The sequence below is a fragment of the Paenibacillus sp. Paensp38 genome (assembly GCF_059491915.1).
This window is the reverse complement of record NZ_CP168516.1, coordinates 3,614,239-3,632,924: the sequence shown is the minus strand read 5'-3', so window position 1 is coordinate 3,632,924 and position 18,686 is coordinate 3,614,239. Positions and strand designations below refer to the sequence as shown.

At 42.3% G+C, this 18,686-nt stretch carries 18 protein-coding genes and 1 pseudogene; 11 read left to right on the top strand and 8 right to left on the bottom strand.

The genetic code is table 11. The features are described 5' to 3' along the window. Positions 1-524: 524 nt before the first annotated feature. Positions 525-2,489, bottom strand: a complete 1,965-nt coding sequence (locus tag ACEN8J_RS16010; protein ID WP_495594552.1) for an ABC-F family ATP-binding cassette domain-containing protein — start codon at positions 2,487-2,489, stop codon at positions 525-527. A 270-nt stretch (positions 2,490-2,759) separates the two neighbouring features. Between ACEN8J_RS16010 and ACEN8J_RS16005 the strand changes: the two genes are divergently transcribed. The 7 genes from ACEN8J_RS16005 to groL all read left to right on the top strand — a co-directional run bounded on the left by ACEN8J_RS16005 (position 2,760) and on the right by groL (position 8,112). Then, positions 2,760-3,413: a 5-formyltetrahydrofolate cyclo-ligase gene (locus tag ACEN8J_RS16005; RefSeq protein WP_069011108.1), complete on the top strand. Its 654-nt coding sequence runs from the start codon at positions 2,760-2,762 to the stop codon at positions 3,411-3,413. 38 nt (positions 3,414-3,451) lie between these two features. After that, entirely contained in the window at positions 3,452-3,940 is a 489-nt protein-coding gene (gene moaC / locus ACEN8J_RS16000; RefSeq protein ID WP_029516247.1) for a cyclic pyranopterin monophosphate synthase MoaC, read from the top strand. Positions 3,941-4,054: 114 nt separating this feature from the next. After that, complete coding sequence (locus ACEN8J_RS15995) at positions 4,055-4,537, top strand: MogA/MoaB family molybdenum cofactor biosynthesis protein (RefSeq protein ID WP_013309212.1); 483 nt, start codon at positions 4,055-4,057, stop codon at positions 4,535-4,537. A 103-nt stretch (positions 4,538-4,640) separates the two neighbouring features. Beyond that, positions 4,641-4,892, top strand: a complete 252-nt coding sequence (locus tag ACEN8J_RS15990) for a twin-arginine translocase TatA/TatE family subunit (RefSeq protein WP_013309213.1) — start codon at positions 4,641-4,643, stop codon at positions 4,890-4,892. A gap of 109 nt (positions 4,893-5,001) precedes the next feature. Beyond that, on the top strand, positions 5,002-5,769 hold the full coding sequence (gene tatC, locus ACEN8J_RS15985) for a twin-arginine translocase subunit TatC (RefSeq protein WP_069011109.1): 768 nt from the start codon (positions 5,002-5,004) through the stop codon (positions 5,767-5,769). Positions 5,770-6,128: 359 nt separating this feature from the next. Next, positions 6,129-6,410 (top strand): co-chaperone GroES, encoded by a 282-nt coding sequence (gene groES / locus ACEN8J_RS15980; RefSeq protein ID WP_007429271.1) that lies wholly within the window; start codon positions 6,129-6,131, stop codon positions 6,408-6,410. A 73-nt stretch (positions 6,411-6,483) separates the two neighbouring features. Then, complete coding sequence (groL, locus tag ACEN8J_RS15975; RefSeq protein WP_013309215.1) at positions 6,484-8,112, top strand: chaperonin GroEL; 1,629 nt, start codon at positions 6,484-6,486, stop codon at positions 8,110-8,112. A 153-nt stretch (positions 8,113-8,265) separates the two neighbouring features. On the opposite strand, the gene ACEN8J_RS15970 is transcribed toward groL, so the two are convergent. The 4 genes from ACEN8J_RS15970 to ACEN8J_RS15955 form a co-directional block, all read right to left on the bottom strand. After that, positions 8,266-8,502, bottom strand: a complete 237-nt coding sequence (locus ACEN8J_RS15970) for a tyrosine-type recombinase/integrase (RefSeq protein ID WP_495593706.1) — start codon at positions 8,500-8,502, stop codon at positions 8,266-8,268. Then, a complete protein-coding gene (locus tag ACEN8J_RS15965) occupies positions 8,471-8,941 on the bottom strand; it encodes a site-specific integrase (RefSeq protein ID WP_495593705.1) in 471 nt (156 codons plus the stop codon). The genes ACEN8J_RS15970 and ACEN8J_RS15965 overlap by 32 nt, the downstream gene beginning before the upstream one ends. A gap of 314 nt (positions 8,942-9,255) precedes the next feature. Next, positions 9,256-9,885, bottom strand: coding sequence for a DapH/DapD/GlmU-related protein (locus tag ACEN8J_RS15960; RefSeq protein WP_495593704.1), 630 nt, complete (start codon positions 9,883-9,885; stop codon positions 9,256-9,258). Positions 9,886-9,953: 68 nt separating this feature from the next. Next, positions 9,954-11,273 (bottom strand): MATE family efflux transporter, encoded by a 1,320-nt coding sequence (locus ACEN8J_RS15955; RefSeq protein ID WP_495593703.1) that lies wholly within the window; start codon positions 11,271-11,273, stop codon positions 9,954-9,956. Positions 11,274-11,449: 176 nt separating this feature from the next. Here ACEN8J_RS15955 and ACEN8J_RS15950 point away from each other — a divergent pair, with 176 nt between their 5' ends. Continuing rightward, the gene (locus ACEN8J_RS15950) at positions 11,450-12,340 is read left to right on the top strand and encodes a helix-turn-helix domain-containing protein (RefSeq protein WP_495593702.1); all 891 of its coding nucleotides are present in this window, start codon (positions 11,450-11,452) and stop codon (positions 12,338-12,340) included. Positions 12,341-12,712: 372 nt separating this feature from the next. Here ACEN8J_RS15950 and ACEN8J_RS15945 read toward each other — a convergent pair whose 3' ends face one another. Together ACEN8J_RS15945 and ACEN8J_RS15940 are read right to left on the bottom strand one after the other, a co-directional pair. Next, positions 12,713-13,513 (bottom strand): Cof-type HAD-IIB family hydrolase, encoded by an 801-nt coding sequence (locus tag ACEN8J_RS15945; RefSeq protein ID WP_342425805.1) that lies wholly within the window; start codon positions 13,511-13,513, stop codon positions 12,713-12,715. 1,454 nt (positions 13,514-14,967) lie between these two features. Beyond that, positions 14,968-15,306: a winged helix-turn-helix transcriptional regulator gene (locus tag ACEN8J_RS15940; RefSeq protein ID WP_307348518.1), complete on the bottom strand. Its 339-nt coding sequence runs from the start codon at positions 15,304-15,306 to the stop codon at positions 14,968-14,970. 209 nt (positions 15,307-15,515) lie between these two features. Between ACEN8J_RS15940 and ACEN8J_RS15935 the strand changes: the two genes are divergently transcribed. Beyond that, complete coding sequence (locus ACEN8J_RS15935) at positions 15,516-16,175, top strand: nitroreductase family protein (protein WP_495593699.1); 660 nt, start codon at positions 15,516-15,518, stop codon at positions 16,173-16,175. A gap of 485 nt (positions 16,176-16,660) precedes the next feature. On the opposite strand, the pseudogene ACEN8J_RS15930 reads toward ACEN8J_RS15935, so the two are convergent. After that, positions 16,661-17,386: pseudogene (locus ACEN8J_RS15930) on the bottom strand (alpha-amylase family glycosyl hydrolase); the annotation flags it as partial. A gap of 142 nt (positions 17,387-17,528) precedes the next feature. On the opposite strand from ACEN8J_RS15930, the gene ACEN8J_RS15925 reads away from it, so the two are divergent. Both ACEN8J_RS15925 and ACEN8J_RS15920 read left to right on the top strand, forming a co-directional pair. Then, positions 17,529-17,708, top strand: coding sequence for an S-layer homology domain-containing protein (locus ACEN8J_RS15925; RefSeq protein ID WP_412178752.1), 180 nt, complete (start codon positions 17,529-17,531; stop codon positions 17,706-17,708). Between the two features lie 280 nt (positions 17,709-17,988). Then, positions 17,989-18,219 (top strand): restriction endonuclease, encoded by a 231-nt coding sequence (locus tag ACEN8J_RS15920; RefSeq protein WP_080658594.1) that lies wholly within the window; start codon positions 17,989-17,991, stop codon positions 18,217-18,219. The last annotated feature ends 467 nt before the right edge of the window (positions 18,220-18,686 follow it).

Sequence of the window (18,686 nt, the reverse complement as noted above, 5' to 3'; positions counted from 1 at the left end):
GCACAGTTGAGCCGTGTCTTTTTTGTTCCGCACCATAACGATCATAAAAATATAAATTCAAGAGGATAAAATACAGGAGTTTGAGCAAAAGAATGGCAGCATCTCATTCCCTCGCATTATTCGTCACAATGGTTCACGATTTTTCATAATCCATCAAAAAAATCTGGAATTTTGATATTGCCCGAATAATGATGTGATTTGTCAAGTTGTGAACAAAGTTATCCACATATACCGTTTCGAATGTGGATAACCCAGCCCGAAGCAAGCAGGCTAAGACTTTTTGGAGATAGCAAGTTGGGGGATATGTAACACCTTTAGTTCTTGTAAAATGTGTGGATAATGTGGATAAAAGGGTGGATAAATTTGGTTTTCATTTGAAAATGGCTCTTTATCAATAAAAAAAATGGCCTAAAAGGCCATTTTTCAATCTCATTCATACACATAAGCTGTGGATAATCTTGTGTACAAAAATATAGAAGAGGAAAATGTGAAATTTTTAAGGCTAAGATTTTATGCAGTAGTGTTTATTCTTCTAACAGCTCTTCCCAAGAGGTATAGGTTTCAGTCAATTCCTGTTTACGGGTGTCGAGCTGTGCCTGAATATTCTGAAGCGCTGTGTAATCCTGATAAATCTCAGGTAGGGTCATTTGTTCCTCCAGCCCTAAAATTTGTTCTTCCAGCGTTTTGATCTGGTTTTCCAATGCCTCCAGCTTGCGTTGACGGCTACGTTCCTCGCTTTTGGCTTGTTTGTCTGCAGCATAGGTGGCTGCGCGTGATTTGGATGTGGTCTCGTCTGTCACGGATGCAGAGGCAGCCGATGTTTTGCCGCGTGCGGCCTGATTTGCCTCCAAAGCTTCCTGCGCAATTTCCTCCAATTCCTGCTTTTTGGCTACATAGTCATCATAATTCCCCAGGAAATGTTCTATCCCTCCAGGATGAAGCTCGATGACACGTTCCGCCATTTTGTTCAGGAAATAACGGTCATGGGAAATGAACAACAGTGTACCGTCATAGTCCATCAAAGCCGCTTCCAGCACTTCCTTGCTAAACAGATCCAGATGGTTGGTAGGCTCATCTAGAATTAACACGTTGGCTTCGCGCAGCATGAGCTTGGCCAGAGAAACGCGGGCTTTTTCCCCTCCGCTTAATGCAGCTACTTTTTTTAGTACATCGTCACCGCTAAACAGGAAATTACCCAGCACTGTACGAATACGTGCTTCTTCCATATGAGGATACTCGCTCCACAACTCCTCCAGTACGGTATTGGCAGGGTTCAGGTTCGTCTGCTCCTGGTCATACAGACCGATTTTGATTTTCGTGCCCCAGTGGATGGAGCCCGCAGCAGGTTTAAGTGATCCGGTCAGACATTTGAGCAACGTCGATTTTCCGATCCCGTTCGGACCAATCAGTGCCACGGTATCTCCACGTTTTAAGTCGAACGATGCGTGCTGGAATAAAGGCTTTTTCCCTTCATATCCCACAGAGAGGTCACGGACCTCCAGTACTTCCTTACCTGACATATGGGCTGTTTCAAAGGAAAAATGAGCCTTTTTCAAGTCTCCCATCGGTCGATCCATACGCTCCATTTTATCTAACTGCTTGCGCCGACTTTGAGCGCGTTTGGTCGTAGAAGCCCGCACAATATTACGTTGTACGAATGCTTCTAAACGGGCAATTTCTCCTTGCTGCTTTTCGTAATGCTTCAGATTCGTTTCGTACTCGGCAGCTTTCAACTCCATGTAGCGGCTGTAGTTGCCTGTATATCGGGTAGAACGATGGCGTTCGATTTCAATAATCGTCGTTACCAGTCGGTCCAGAAAATAACGGTCATGTGATACAACCAGCAGAGAACCGGAGTAGCCGCGCAAATAGTCCTCCAACCAGGTTAGTGTTTGAATATCCAGATAGTTGGTAGGCTCATCAAGCATGAGGACATCTGGGGCGAGCAGTAGGATGCGCGCTAGCGCAAGCCGAGTTTTCTGTCCTCCGCTCAAGGTAGCTACAGGCGTTTCAGGTGCAAATGAGCCAAAGCCCATGCCGTGCAGCACGCTGCGAATACGCGTCTCCATTTCATAACCACCGTGATCCTTGAACCAGTCTGAACGACGTGCATAGCGTTCCAGCAGATCTGCGTAGCGTTTTTCGTTTTGAGCATTGGCCAGGTCAGCGATGTCCTGTTCCATTTGCCGCAGTTCCCGTTCCGCTTCAATCAGGGGAGTGAACACCAGCATCATTTCCCCCCAGATAGAACGGTCAGAATTCAAGCCGCTGTTTTGCGCCAGATAACCGATGCTGGTCTCCTTTGCCTTGAAAATTTGTCCACTGTCATAGGATATTTCACCAGCAATGATTTTGAGCAGGGTCGATTTGCCTGCACCGTTCACACCTACGAGTCCAATACGTTCACGTTCCAATATTTGAAGGTTAATCCCGTCCAGAACGGGCTCAATTCCATAAGATTTAGTAATTCCGGTTACTTGCAATAGCATAGCGTATCGTTCCTCCATTACATTTTGCACAGTTCTACCTGCTTTTTTCGCAGGTACCTTCCTTCCAGTTTACATGAAATTACCCACTATTGCACTGCTTTCACCCTGTAAACCCTTGAGCCGCGTGTAGTCAATTTGTATAAACAATGATAAACTTAAGCGAGAAGTGAAAAAGAATGAAAAAAACTTGCAACGTACAGCACTTACTGACAAATGGGACAATAGCAACGTTTTAAAGATTATCGACGATTGTGCGGGAGGGCGGATGTGATGGATGTCTGTAATGTGAAGAACGCGCTGCGTTTACAGCAACGGGAGGCGCGTGACTCCATGGACCCGCTGACAAGGCAGAAGGCATCGGCTGTGGCCTGTCGGCATGCAATCGAGGCATGGGAGCAGCTTAGAATAGACAGAAACGGAGATAAGCTAACCTTATTTAGTTATCTCTCTTTTGGCAGCGAGATTTCGACGACTCCCCTCATTGAGCATTGCTGGTCACAGGGAGATCGTGTCCTGGCTCCAAGAGTGGATTCGGTAACTCGGACGATGGAGCTGAGGGAGATGGATCAGAACGGAGATATTGTACCCGGCATCTGGAACATCCCTGAGCCTGCTTTGACATGCAAGGAATGGTCGCCTGAAATGTGGACGGGAATTGACTGGGTTGTTGTGCCTGGCCTGGCCTTTGATCGTCGTGGGGGCAGGATTGGCTACGGCGGAGGCTATTATGACCGCTTTACCGTACAGGTAGAGGCAGAGAAGCGTAACAACAGCCACGTAGGTCCGCTGTATGTCTCGCTGCTACTGCCGGGACAATTGCTGACACAGGTGCCCATGGAGCCAAGGGATTTGCGAGTGGACGTGCTGTTTACTCTGGATGGACGCTTAGATTGTGATTATGCAAAATTGACAAATGATGAATGAAGTAAAGTTGGGTATGTGAAAGGAGCTGTGAGGGAGTCGTGGATTCCTTTACTCATTTTAACGAACAGGGACGTGCTCGTATGGTAGATATTTCGGGTAAAACGTCTACGGTTCGTACAGCAGTTGCCGTGACTCAGATTACGATGAATCCGGCTACATTGACGGCTGTAAAAGAAGGAAGAATCGGCAAGGGTGATGTTCTTGCTGTGGCCCAGGTCGCAGGGATTCAAGGCGCGAAAAAAACGTCAGACTGGATACCGATGTGTCATCCACTGGCTCTGACAGGCGTGAACATTACTTTTTCCGATAATGGACATGATGTGCTTCATATTGAAGTTGAAGTGAAGACCGAAGGTAAGACAGGTGTAGAAATGGAAGCTTTGACAGCGGCTTCAGCCGCAGCGTTAACCGTGTATGATATGTGCAAGGCGCTGCAAAAAGATATGATCATCGGCCCTACCATGCTGCAATCCAAAACAGGTGGCAAGCATGGGGATTTTCAACGGGAGGACCACCGGGAACCTTGACATAGATAAACATTGTCGCCGAGAGGGTACTGTGATGTGATGCAGGATGCAGCGTGGCTGTTTCTGATTTTCAGAAGAGAAAGTATTCTTTCATGATAGGAGAAGGGTGATCTTATGGTGTGGAAAACGGCGATCCTAACAGCCAGTGATAAAGGGGCAAGGGGAGAGCGTGAGGATACAAGCGCACAGGTCATCCGGGAACTCATCGAAGAAGAACTGGGCGGAGAGATTGTGGAATACCGGATCGTTCCCGATGAACCGGATGAAATTATTGCTGCTTTAATCGAAATGACCGATTATTTTCATGCAGACCTGGTACTAACTACGGGCGGGACTGAGCTGGCCATTCGTGATGTGACACCCGAGGCGACTCGGCGGGTTGTGGAACGGGAAGTGCCGGGTATGGCAGAGGCCATGAGAATGATCGTGATGCAGAAAAATCCAGCGGCTATGCTATTCCGTGGAATCGTGGGAATACGCGGACGTACACTGATCGTCAATTTGCCAGGAACGCCCAAAGGCGTGCATGAAAATTTGGCAGCGATAATGGACCAGCTTCCAGAAGCGTTGCTTATGGTGACAGGTCAGTTCCGGTAGAAGGCAGCACATCGTGTGTGGTATGATACCTATAAGAATTTATAAGGCCGTATACGGACAAAGATTCTTATTTTGTTCGTCAACATAAGGAGGATTACTACACATGCCCAATATTGGAGCACCGGGTTATATTTTGTTAATTATTCTGGCGCTGCTGCTATTTGGTCCGAACAAGCTGCCTGAGCTGGGTCGAGCTGTAGGGCGTACATTCCGTGAGTTTAAAAACGGGGCACGCGATATTTTATCAGAAGATGAACGGACTGAGCGTAAAGACAGCAAAGATAGTGTGGTCAAAGCATCACAAACGACGTCTTCAGAAGTTCAACCTCAGCCTGAGGATAAACGCTTGTCATAGATTTAGTGATCGATTCTTGATCTTGTACTATACAAAAGCCTCTTCTTCAGTGAAGGGCTTTATTTTTTAGGAGGCGCTGCTGCGTTCCGTTCAGAAAGGAGGAGTGGATTTGACCCCATCAGAGCATGAAATGCCGTTAATGGAACATCTGGGTGAGCTTCGCCGCAGAATAATTTATGTGCTAATTGTATTTGTATTGGCACTGGCTGGTGGTCTGTTTGCGGCGGGTTCTGTCTATGACTGGCTTATTCGCTCCGGTTCGGCGCAAGCTTTTCAGTTAAACGCGTTTTCCTTTTGGGACGGGATTGGTATCTACATGAAGATTGCCATGATCATCGGGATTGCGGTGGCGCTACCGTTTGCATGCTACCAACTGTGGAAATTTGTCAGCCCGGGATTAAGGCCGCAAGAACGAAGTGCGACTTTGCGGTATGTGCCTTATGTGCTGCTTTTATTCATCATTGGGACAGCTTTTGCTTATTTCATTATTTTCCCGATGGCGATTCAGTTTACATCGTCTGTCACCAAAAGTATGGGATTACAGGAAACGTACGGGATCGCACAATATTTCACCTTTATGTTTAATATTGTACTGCCTGTAGCGCTACTGTTTGAGCTCCCCCTGCTTATCATGTTTCTGACGGGGATTCATGTTTTAACACCAATGCGGCTTCGCAAATGGCGGAAGATTTCTTATTTTCTGCTGGTGTTTGTCGCGGTTGTCATTACCCCGCCGGATTTTATTTCCGATTTTTTGGTGGCGATTCCGTTGCTGGTGTTATATGAAGTGAGCGTGTACTTGTCTTCGGTCGTGTACCGCAAGCAACTGCGTGCACAGGAGGAACGTGAGGCTCAATTGCGTGTAGCTTCAGAATAATAAGGCAGGACTTGAATGGCTCAGTAAATAATTTATTCGGGTCGCGCTTCATGGCAACTTGCAGATGATGAATAGCATTTGTATATCATGACTATGTACAGAGCATGAACAGTAGCGGCTTAGTCCCCTGAAAAATAACCATTAGCCTTGAGTTAACGGTTATTTTTCAGATAGATGGATATAATCGGGAAGGGCTGTCCATAAAAATTCCCATAAAAAATACATTAGGGACTTGAAATTCAATCCCAAGTTGAGTATCATAAAGTTGGTTGTTAGCACTGACGACTGTCGAGTGCTAATACATACAACATAACAACCAAATTACAGGATAAAACACTTAATAAGGAGGCTATTTTTTCATGATCAAACCTTTGGGTGAACGCGTATTGGTGGAAGCAATTGAGCAAGAGACAACGACTTCCTTCGGGATCGTACTTCCTGACTCTGCCAAGGAAAAGCCGCAAGAAGGCAAAATTATCGCGGTTGGCGCAGGCGCATTGAAAGACGGTGCCCGTATTCCTCTGGAAGTAAAAGAAGGCGACCGTGTCATTTTCTCTAAATACGCTGGAACGGAAATCAAATATGAAGGTAAAGAATATTTGATTATGAAAGAAAGCGATATTCACGCGATCATCGGTTAACCGGAACCCGGACAAGACCTGAATATAGGAATTGAAACAAATCATTCATAATCCATAGGGAGGTTTATCACAAATGGCTAAAGATATTAAATTCAGTGAAGACGCTCGTCGCTCTATGCTGCGCGGGGTTGACGCATTGGCTAACGCTGTTAAAGTAACACTCGGACCGAAAGGCCGTAACGTTGTACTGGAGAAAAAATTCGGTAGCCCGCTCATCACTAATGACGGTGTAACGATTGCAAAAGAAATCGAGCTGGAAGACGCGTTCGAAAACATGGGCGCTCAACTGGTTAAAGAAGTAGCGACCAAAACGAACGATGTAGCTGGTGATGGTACGACTACTGCTACTGTTTTGGCTCAAGCCCTCATCACAGAAGGCCTGAAAAACGTAACTGCTGGCGCAAGCCCAATCGGTATCCGTAAAGGGATCGACAAAGCGGTTAAAGCGGCTGTTGCTGAACTGCAAGCCATCTCCAAACCAATCGAAAGCAAACAATCCATTGCTCAAGTAGCTGGTATTTCCGCTGCTGATGACGAAGTAGGCGAACTGATCGCTGAAGCTATGGAAAAAGTGGGCAAAGACGGTGTAATCACGGTTGAAGAATCCCGCGGGTTTGCAACAGAGCTGGAAGTGGTTGAAGGTATGCAATTTGACCGTGGCTACATTTCCCCGTACATGATTACAGATACGGACAAAATGGAAGCTGTACTGGACAATCCGTATATCCTGATCACAGACAAAAAAATCACAAACACACAAGAAATCCTGCCATTGCTTGAAAAAATCGTACAACAAGGCAAGCCACTCGTTCTGATCGCTGAAGACATCGAAGGCGAAGCGCTGGCTATGCTGGTTGTTAACAAACTGCGTGGTACATTCAACGCTGTAGCTGTTAAAGCTCCAGGCTTTGGTGACCGTCGTAAAGCAATGTTGCAAGATATCGCTGCCCTGACAGGCGGTCAAGTGATCACGGAAGAACTGGGTCTGGACCTGAAAACAGCTTCCGTAGACCAACTGGGTACAGCACGTCAAGTGCGTATCACAAAAGAAAATACGATTGTGGTTGACGGTGCTGGAAACAAAGCCGACATCGACGCTCGTGTTAGCCAAATCCGTACGCAACTGGAAGAAACCACTTCCGAGTTCGACAAAGAGAAACTGCAAGAGCGTCTGGCTAAATTGTCCGGCGGTGTAGCAGTCATCAAAGTCGGTGCGGCTACTGAAACAGAATTGAAAGAACGCAAACTGCGCATCGAAGATGCCCTGAACGCAACCCGTGCTGCGGTTGAAGAAGGTATCGTATCCGGTGGTGGTGTAGCGCTCCTGAACGTATACAAAGCAGTTGCAGCTGTTGAACTGCAAGGCGACGAGCAAACAGGCGTGAACATCGTGTTGCGCGCTCTGGAAGCTCCAATCCGTACCATTGCTGCTAACGCAGGTGAAGAAGGCTCTGTAATCGTTGAGCGTCTGAAACGCGAAGAAGTTGGCGTAGGCTTTAACGCAGCTACTGGCGACTGGGTAAACATGATCGACGCTGGTATCGTGGACCCTGCGAAAGTAACTCGTTATGCATTGCAAAACGCTGCTTCCGTAGCGGCAATGTTCCTGACTACTGAAGCGGTTATCGCTGACAAGCCAGAACCAGAAAAGGCTGCAATGCCTGACATGGGCGGCATGGGTGGAATGGGCGGCATGATGTAATTAGGGCCTCAAAACCCTGTAATACCGCTATTTAAAGGGCTCCCGAGAGGGAGCCCTTTTCTATAAAATCACATAAAAATCACATAAAAATCACATAAAAATCACATAAAAATCACATAAAAATCACATAAAAATCACATTCTCTGCAACGAGTCAGATTTGAAGGATGTCTGAGAAGTGATTTTTAATCTTCGCATTGGCATTTTTCTTCATTTTCTCCGTAACGTGTGTATAGACTTTCAATGTCGTTTTTGCGTCATCATGACCAACTCGCTTCATGATTGTTTTGATATCAACTTCAGCTTCAGTCAGCATCGATATGTGAGTGTGCCGAAAAATGTGAGGAGTAGCTTTCTTTTTAATTGAGGTTTTCTTGAGAATACGTTCCATACGGATTAATATATTTTTTTGAATGAGTGCCGTTCTTGTGGGCAAAAACAAAGTTGTTTTCATGATAATCATCAAATAATTTCTTGCATTCAAGTCTGAAAGCTTGTTGTTTAACAATGTGTCTTTGGAGCAAATTCATAACGTTATCAATTATATTAAATTTACCAATAGATCCTGTAGATTTGGGTGGAGTTAGAATGTATTTACGCATATTATCAGGATTGTAAAGTGTCTTGGTTATTCGTAACTCATTTAATTCAAAGTTAAAGTCCGTATCTTTTAAAGCACAGAGTTCCCCAGATCGTATCCCTGAAAAGGCAAGCAAGTGAAAGATTTCAATGTCATTAGCTAAACCATGTTCATTAACTACATTTAAAAATTCAGCCAGTTCATGTTTTTCTAAGTAACCATCCTTCAAAAAAATGGTGCTTTTAGCCATCGCGGCTAGCTTTTTTGTTTATTATTACTGTATGCATTGTTATTAATTTGATACGATATGCTGATCATTTTGATGCGCATCTTCATTAAAGTAATGTTCAAACTGTTTTTGCATTTTATCGGCTACCAAGTGAGTGTGGCGTGAATGCACAATTGCTGTAATGACAAAATAAAGGGAAACTATTGTAAGAAAAAAATAAATTATATTCATCGAAAAACTCCTCTCCGGAAGGTAGATGATCGAAGATGGTATGGTTCCATTTGACTTTATGTGAGCCGTATTTTTATTCTATAAAACTTACTGGTCACTTTTTCTTACCATTCAACTTGATCAAAACGCATGTCTTTATAGTAGAACTCTCTATCATGATCCGTAATCTCCCGAAGAACTCTGCATGGATTTCCAACAGCTATTACATTCGCCGGGATATCCTTGGTTACCACACTACCAGCACCAATTACACTCTCTTTGCCAATCGTGACTCCTGGAACAATAATTGCTCCGCTCCCGATCCATGCCCCATCCTCAACGGCCACTGGTAATGCAAACATCCCGCCTTCTTTGCGCTTTTCTGGATGTACAGGATGATTCGTTACAGCAATCGTTACATTCGGGCCAAACATGACATCATTACCAATCGTAACTTTATAGTCGTCAACCACGGTTAGATTGAAATTGATATATACATTATTTCCTACGGTCGTATTTGAACCATAAGACATGCGAATGGGCGGCTCCATCCATACATTTTCTCCAATGCTTCCAAAAAGTTGTTTCATTAACGTTTTGCGCATTTCAACATCATCTGGATGCAAATTATTAATTTCATAGCATATTGCCTTACCACGCTGGCGTGCTTTTGCCAACTCTGCAGCCTCTTTCGGATAATTAGCATCGTGATCTGTAAATAATTGTTTGCTAGCCATTCTTTCTTGGATATTCATGCCACATTCTCCTTTATACATGCTTATATTTATTAGAGTAAATTGCAAAACCTTATTTATGATCAGGTTTATGCAAAGTTTCTAGTGATGTTGTTAAGCCATTTAAACTGTCGATATCGAATAAAAGCAATGGGAAGTTTAATCATCTCGTCTAGGCTGATGACGATATATAAGAAAATGGGGGAGACTTGCCAAACAAAAGCACATAGGTAACTAAGCGGTAGAATAATAAGCCACATGACGACAGTATCGCACCAAAATCCAAATTTAGAATCCCCACCAGCCGTGAATATACCCGCTATAGTTGTGGAGTTAAACGATTTGGCTATACAATAATACGCACTAATGTAAAGCATCCCATCTAGGTAACTTTGAGCAGTTGGATTCAAATTGACGATAGAGTATACCAATGGTTTAATGAACAGAATCGTGCAGCCTGCAATGACTCCAAATATCAAAGCATAAAAGCACATTTGGTTGCCCGCATGCTTTGCTTTCTCGATTTCACCCTGTCCCAAATACTTCCCAACAAGTACAGAGCCCCCAGTAGCGATGCCTCCACAGAGAACCACTGCTAGATTTTTAACTACAGACGCTATGGAATTTGCGGCTACCAGATCGGAGTTCACATGTCCAATAATTGCAGCAGTAGCGGTAAGAGCTCCTCCCCAAACCATATAATTCCCCTGTACAGGCAGAGTATATTTTAGGAAATCTTTTAATAAATTACGTTGAATGCCGTCACGTACAGGCAAACGAAAACGAATGGATCCCTTGGTTATGGAATGAATCACACAACACGCTAGTTCAACAATCCGTCCTAAAACCGTGGCAAGAGCTACGGCTGAAATGGCCAGTTCGGGCCTTGATGGGAATAAAATAAAAATGCAAATGGCATTGAAGAAAATGTTCAAAATCAAACATAAGGAACTAATCCACGCACTAAGTTTTGCATTTTCCATACTTCTAATCACACTGAGATACATCTGCGATATTCCCATCACAAGATAAGAAAAGGAATTCATTTGTAAAAACCTTGAGCCGAATCGAATCAGTTCTGCATCATTGGTGAATAAACGCATAAGTGTACCCGGAAGAAAGAAGGAAGATAAAAAAAACAAAATGGAGACACAAAAGGAGAACATGCAAGCGATACTAAGAATGCGCTGTATGGTTGAAGTATCCTTTTTCCCCCAGTATTGCGCAGTGAGGATACTTGCCCCCGCTGACATTCCCATATAAAACAATGTTAATGCAAAAGTAATTTGCCCTGCGAGTGATACAGCTGACATTGCGGATTGACTAATCATGCCCAGCATAACTACATCAACGGATATCACAGTTGCTGATATTAAATTTTGTAATGCAATGGGAATGACGAGCGTCATTAACTCCCGATTAAAATCACGATTAGATCCTTTGAGTTGTATGCGGTTTCTCACCTATCTCCTGTCCTCCCCCACTGATCTACACAATATAAGGATAGGATAATATCATTGTTGTTTCCATTAATATTGGCTATAATTTTATAAAAATCGTATATTTACAAAGGGGGGGCTCTTTGATGACAAATTTAGAGGTGTTTTCTGATTTATCAGAACGTTTGAATTATAATCTTCCTGATTTACCGCTTTATGTCCGAAAGGGAAGCCTTCATCAATTTAACAATTATGCAGCAGTAGCGCATTGGCATTTGGACATAGAGTTTATCTACATATTACAAGGATCGATGGATTTCTCTGTGAATGGAAGTATCACTCGATTGCATCAAGGGGATGGACTTTTTGTGAATAGCCAACGTTTGCATTTCGGCTATTCTCTTGCAGACCATAAAGATTGTTTATTCCTTGTCGTCGTCATTCATCCCTCTATCCTTGGTGAGAAGCCTTCATTTATTCAAACATACTGGGGGGAAAAGTTTAGTTTAATGATGGCTGATTTTGTTGTACTTACAGATCAGGTTGATTGGCAGCAAAGAATATTACTGTCCATTCAAGAAATCTATCAGGAAATGCATAAGAACCATACTCCTCCAAATCAGCTTCGTCTGGCATCACAAGCTTTATCTTTGTGTGCAACAATAGGGGATCATTTGCAACCCATTTCTGGGCAACCTGGAGTATTGACGCATGTTCAAGAAATGACGCGTTTCATTCATCAAAACTATGATCAAAAAATAACTCTTGAGGAGATCGCTTACGCAGGAGCCGTTTGCAGAAGCCGTTGCTGTACATTATTTAACAAGTATGTGGGCCAGACACCCAACAATTATGTCACTCAATATCGTCTTCAAAAAAGTTGCGAAATGTTAAAAGAAACACGAAGATCCATAAGTGAAATTGCACTTGCCTGCGGTTTTCAAAGTGCTAGTTATTTTTCATCCATTTTTCGTAAACAGATGGGTGTAGTTCCGCAAAATTATCGAAAACAAGTTTCGAATAACGATTCAACTTGAATGGAAGTAATACAAACCGATTTGAAATAATCTGGATTACAACAGTCTTCCAATCAAATATTATTTTTTCAAAAGCGTAATATAGAAATTCAAACAATAAGGAGTACGGACTTTACGTAGAGGAACAACCTGTTTTTTTCACGGAGAGCGCTAACATGCCTGCGTCTTTTTAGATATTTTGGGGCAACATATCCCGCAAAAATTTCATTCTTTATTGATACATGTGATGAGTCTGCTCATAAATCATTTCTTTTTCGGTACATAATAACCATTGGAAGTGCCTGTTTCTGCAACTCAAATGATAAAAGAGGGGGGCAATCACACCATTGCCCCGCTCCTTTACATAATGCAATACCAGTTGACAGACAAGGATCACTGCAAATCCAGTATTTTTTGAATCGTGAGAAGAACACCATTTTCTTCGTTTGACTTAGTAATAAAGTTTGCTGCCTTTTTAGTATTTTCACAAGCATTACTCACTGCAAAACTGTATTTCGCGATTGCCATGAGTTCCACATCATTCTCGCCGTCACCAAATGACATTGTTTCCTCGTATGTGACGCCCAACATTTCTTGCAGTTTCTTTACTGTCTCACCTTTATGCGTATGCAATGCCGTGATATCCAGCCATCTAGCTTCTGAATCAACAATATAAATTTGTCCACCCAACGTATTCTCAACATGCGCTCTTAATGCTGTACTTCGTCCCTCCGTGTCGAAGACCGTAATTTTGATAAAACAGCTATCTATGTTTGCAAAGGAGTCTGTTTTTAATACACGTTCATAGGAGCCTTTAACAACGTTATACATATCTTCTGAAATGGAAGAATGAACGTACGCAGCATCACTTGCACATACAATAAGTGTCATATTGTTGTCGAAGTCTTGAATTTGATCAATCGCCTGTAGAGCTAGATCTCGATCAATACTAAACTCTTTAACTACTTGGCCATCTTTTTTAATTCGAGCAGCACTGTCACCCAATATCCAAACTCCCTTGCCATGTTCGTCAAACAATTTTTCAACACGTTCACATTGTTTACCTGTACATGCGACAAATGTGACTTCTTTTTGCTGCATCTCTGCATAAACTTTTTCGAAAAGTTCGACATCGTACAAACTTTTATTGTTCAGAAATGTTCCGTCTAGATCAGTGACTACAAGTTTAATCATACTTATTACCCTCCTGTTTTTTGTTGGTCTTGTTTATCCTTCTGATTGCAATGATCGACGTATTTCACTTGCATGTTTTCCACCAGAATTTGAACTTTTGCGAATATACAATTGCGCTAATGATAAAATACGAACCCATCAAAACGCACGTGGTCAATATATCCACCTAATATTCCCATCAAATTCGCCTCCTGTGAAATTCATAAAACTCTTTTTTTAAATACTTTATAATGGACATTTAAAATGTATTTAAAAAAATTCAAAACGAGTTGGTCACATGCTTATCTATGATCTCTCGCTACAAAACAAGATTAAAATATGTAACTGGTTTCATGTCAATAAATTAATTTCAGTACATTTTTCCAAGTTGCCAAGCCACAATTATGATATGTGATCGTTAAAATGCCAGCTGTTTAGGAAGAGGTATTTTAGAGAATATAAGAAGGAAATTGTTGATGAGGCCGATATGTGGTGAATATTTCGTTATTTGAATCACAAAAAATCACATAAAAAATCCTGAAAATTAAATTGAATAAGGTTGTATAGGGATATTCAAAAAGTAATTCAATTGGGTTAGTTAGAAAAGCCTTACAACCTTTTTTCTAACTACACAACTACTACGTGGGTATATACCATTTGTGTATCCTCTTAAAAATCAGCTCGTGGAAGATCCATAGTGTACTTATATTAAGTGAACTAGTGTAAATGAAAACGGAGTACCTTGATAGTAAAAATACCCACTAGGTAGATACTACATAGTGGGTCTATTAAGATTAGACCAAAGACTTCACCTATATGTCTACATGGAAAGGGGAGGGGATAGGAAGCTTAGATTAAACAGTCTCTTTCAATATATTACGAAAAAAATCACTTTTGTATGGCTTTTTCTTCGGTTAGGGTTTTCATGAGTTGTGAAATGCAGCTTTGTGCTACGCCAAGTAATTTTGCATATTCAATTTGAGTTGAATTAGGTAGTTTTTGTATTAATTGTTCTAGCTGATTTGACCGCCGTCGACCGTTCGGCAGGAATGGGGGCAAAGATCATGCTGATGCCTTGTGCGGTGCTTGTGTTAGTCACCATCATTATATGGTTTGGCACCCGTCGCACCGGTCCTGGACTGACACCACAGAACATCGCTTCAGTCAAGACGGACACAATAAAATTAGACGATTGATGAAGCTAATTGAATAAGTCCGTTAACAAAGAGGGTACTGCACTCCAGATTTCCTGGGAACAGTACCTTCTTTGCGGCCTGTATATTATTGAATCCCATTCGATTGTAGCCTGTCTCGCGAAAACGTATAGTAGAAATAACGATTGTGCTAAACAGTGAACATTAGTTGAATGAAACGGTGACAGTCTAGGACTTTATTTTCTGGTCCCTAGCTGTTGCCGTTTCATTTTTAAGATCCAGTCTAAACTATTACTTTACCCAAGCGGGGTTTCGCCATCATCAACGCGCTTCCGATGTTCCTCCCCAGGTTTCACCCCATATGCGCATTTCCCGAAGTACAGGTATGTACGCCCTTCCTTTATCTGTTAGCGAATACTCAACAGTAACAGGTGAGGTAGGGAACACCTGGCGGTTGATGACTTCATGCCGCTCAAAATGACGCAGGACATCCGTTAAAGACTTGATGCTGACATTGTCTAAATATCTTCGCATCTGATTAAATCGCTGCGGACCCAGACTAAGTAAGGTGAGTACCAAAATAGCCCATTTTCCGCGAACAACCTCCAACGCCTCGCGAATGGAGATCAGACATTGTTCGTCCTCTTTGCTTATATCCACAAAATCATTCCTTACTATAGTATAGTTAGTCTAATTTATTGAGCTATATAAAAATAATGTGTCTACTTTAAAGTAGACACTTAATAATTTATAGTAACACTAAAGCTTATTTAACTGCAATGGTTGAATTTGTTTTGAAGGTCTACTACTAATTATTTAGAACATCTTGTGCCAACTTGGGGCAAGGTAATTATGGGGAGGAGAGAAGCATGTCCGTTGAACAATCGTCACAGAAGGTGGAGGCGCAGTTTTTCGATGTTATTCAAGATCGGAGATCTGTAAGGTACTATGATTCCGAAGTAAAGATCTCACGGGACGAAATGAAGGATATATTGCAGCTAGCTACACTGGCTCCTTCTGGCGCCAATCTCCAGCCGTGGAGGTTTCTCGTCATCGACTCGCAGGAGCTAAAACAAAAACTGCTTCCGATCGCCAACAGCCAGCAGCAAGTGATTGAGGCTTCAGCTGTCATTGCGATACTCGGAGATTTGGAAGGCTATAAATTGGCCGAGAAAGTTTACGGGATGGCGGTCGATGCGGGGTACATGCCTGAAGAGACAGCTAAATCATTCGTGGAGCGATACCAAAGACTGTTCGCGAGTATGCCTCCAGAAAATGTACTCCGAAAAGTATTTATTGATAGTGGACTGGTATCCATGCAGCTAATGCTTGTCGCCCGTGCAAAAGGCTATGATACGGTCCCGATGGGCGGCTTTGACCAAGTAAAATTTGTAGAAGAGTTTGATATTCCGGCGAGATACGCTCCAGTTATGCTTATCGCCATCGGTAAGGCGGTGAAGCCCGGACACCGGACGGTAAGATTATCGATAGAAGATGTCGCTTTCTTTAATGAATTGCCTAAGGATTGATATTAATCATTCATGTAATATAAAAGAAGCTAAAGGATATGAAATGCACCTCCAATTGTTAACCACTACTAACAATTGGAGGTGCATTTTTGAGTTTTTGCGGAGATCAAGAAACTTCGTAATGAGGTGGCACCTGATCCTTATTGATCATTAATGAGGATGTCCCTGGACATTTGCGCTGTGGGGCGGACCACTATTTCACTTACCCACGCCATTTGGTTGCTCAATTGCGAACGCAATAGCTTTAGCGATAGAGTAGGGGGATAACCCAATGTTCTGATAAGCTTCGAGTTTGGCTTTCATCTCTGAGTCCTTTATGGCGTCCAGGGAATCCAATTGTGTGGATCCAGGTGAAACGATCGTTACTCGAAGCTTGTTGCTGGCATCTTGACGCAGGCCCTCTGAAATCGAACGGCAAGCTTTGTCCCCAGACTGGCCTTCGGCTCACTGAACAGTATGGTGTGGAAGACCTTTGAAAAATTTGATTACACTGTGTATAAATAAACCTTAGCTTCATATGGTCTCAATGTAATATTTTGAGTATCAACAAGTGCAGTTTCCGACTTGTAGTTGGAAATCAGTAGTTTTCCAGATTGAGGAATAGAGCTTTCTTTTGGAAAAGAAATACTCGTAGGTTCACCAAAAAAGTTGAGAATTACCACCAGTCGTTCGTTACCCAATGCTCGCTGATAAGCAAAAACTTTCTCATGATTTTCTGCAACAATTGAGTAGTCACCATAAACAATAATGTCATGCTGCTTGCGCAGTTCAATTAGCCGACGATAATAATGAAAAATAGAATCTGGATCAGACAGCGAAGATTCTACATTAATTTGTTTGTAGTTAGGATTAACACCGATCCAGGGCTTACCAGTTGTAAATCCGGCCTGCGGTGAGTCATTCCATTGCATAGGAGTGCGGCTATTGTCGCGTCCTTTGATGTAGATAGAATTCATAATGGAGGCTTCATCTTGGCCTGCAGCCATGTATTCTTTATACATATTGAGGATTTCAATACCCTTGTATTCTTGGATTGTTTCAAAGCGCACATTTGTCATTCCGATTTCTTCGCCTTGGTAAATGTAGGATGTGCCTTGAAGCGTATGCAATAGGGTCGCCAGCATTTTGCCAGACTCTTTATGATAATTCTTATCGTCTCCAAAACGGGAAAGCATGCGAGGTTGATCATGATTATTCAGATACAGGCTATTCTAACCCTTTCCATTCAGTCGAGCTTAAAAAGAATGCTAAAAAAAGTTCTGTTGGGTACACAAGCTGAGCACTTAGCAACGGTCGGTCTAGTAAGAGTTATCTCTGGATATACATATGCAAGAGTGATTCAGGCTACCGAAAATGAGAGAGGGAATCAGTGGTATACTTGGACCAGGACAAGATTGCTCAGTGGGCCAAAGGGGAGATTATGGGTCTTACGAAGATTATATGGTCCAAGGGTATTCGGACGGAACATTTAGACCGAAAGACCATATGAGTAGACAGGAAGGAGCCATGCTTTCTTTGAAAGAGAAAAAATAATGAAAGAAAATATCAAGCTCAGGCAAATACTGCCCGAGTCATTATCCTGAATCCATAAACCGTGCATAACTATGTTAAAATTGATGTATAAGATGATCCTGATGGAAAAAAAACTCAGATCATTTTTACAGAAGAAGGAAAGCGAGAAGTTGAGTACACTTAACGCCTGGAAACAAGTGCAAGACAAGAAAACCAGCTAATGTTTGTCAAGGGGTACCACTAATATTTTAACGAAACTATACGCCAAGGACATGGCGTATTTTTCTATAAATTGAACGGTATGATCGTCTATAGGTTGAGTACTAAATTCCATATTGTTCAGGAAGTGCGGAGCGCCCGCGCACATTATAGAGCAAATGGTGCATGGGTTGTCACCAATAGCAACTTTACATCACAGGCCTATGAGTTGGCTAAATCCAATAGTGTCAGGCTAATCAGCCGGAATGAATTTGGTAGAGATGCTAGTACAAACGAAAGAAAAATGTTGTCCTCTAAGAAGACAAGTGCTTAATTCAATAACGATGCTGCCTATTGTAGAATTATTACCTTATAAAGAAAATGATTTTGAATATTATTGAAGTGATCCCACGCGAAATTGAGGAATGATTCAACTGTTGAATGAAAGGGGGAATGATCCTTAGCGAATTGGCTCGAGTGCTATTATTTATAACAGAATCTGAATTATTGCCTTAGTAACATACTGAAGAAATTTTACTAATAAGAGTCTAATAGAAAATGTAGGTTGTAACGAGAAAGATCAGCACTGATCTTTTTGTTTCGTTTGCTGTAGGGAGAAACTCTTTGTTGTAAAAGATCCTTATAGGTGATCCTCACAAATAACCGTGGGTAGTAGTACATAAGGTTTGTTGATTGTTTTCTTAGTTGAATTAGAATCGATTTGCTGCAATTCATGTTCCCATTGACTTATATACTCTAGAATAGAAATAAATCTTTTACTTTGAAGGGAGACCGAAACAT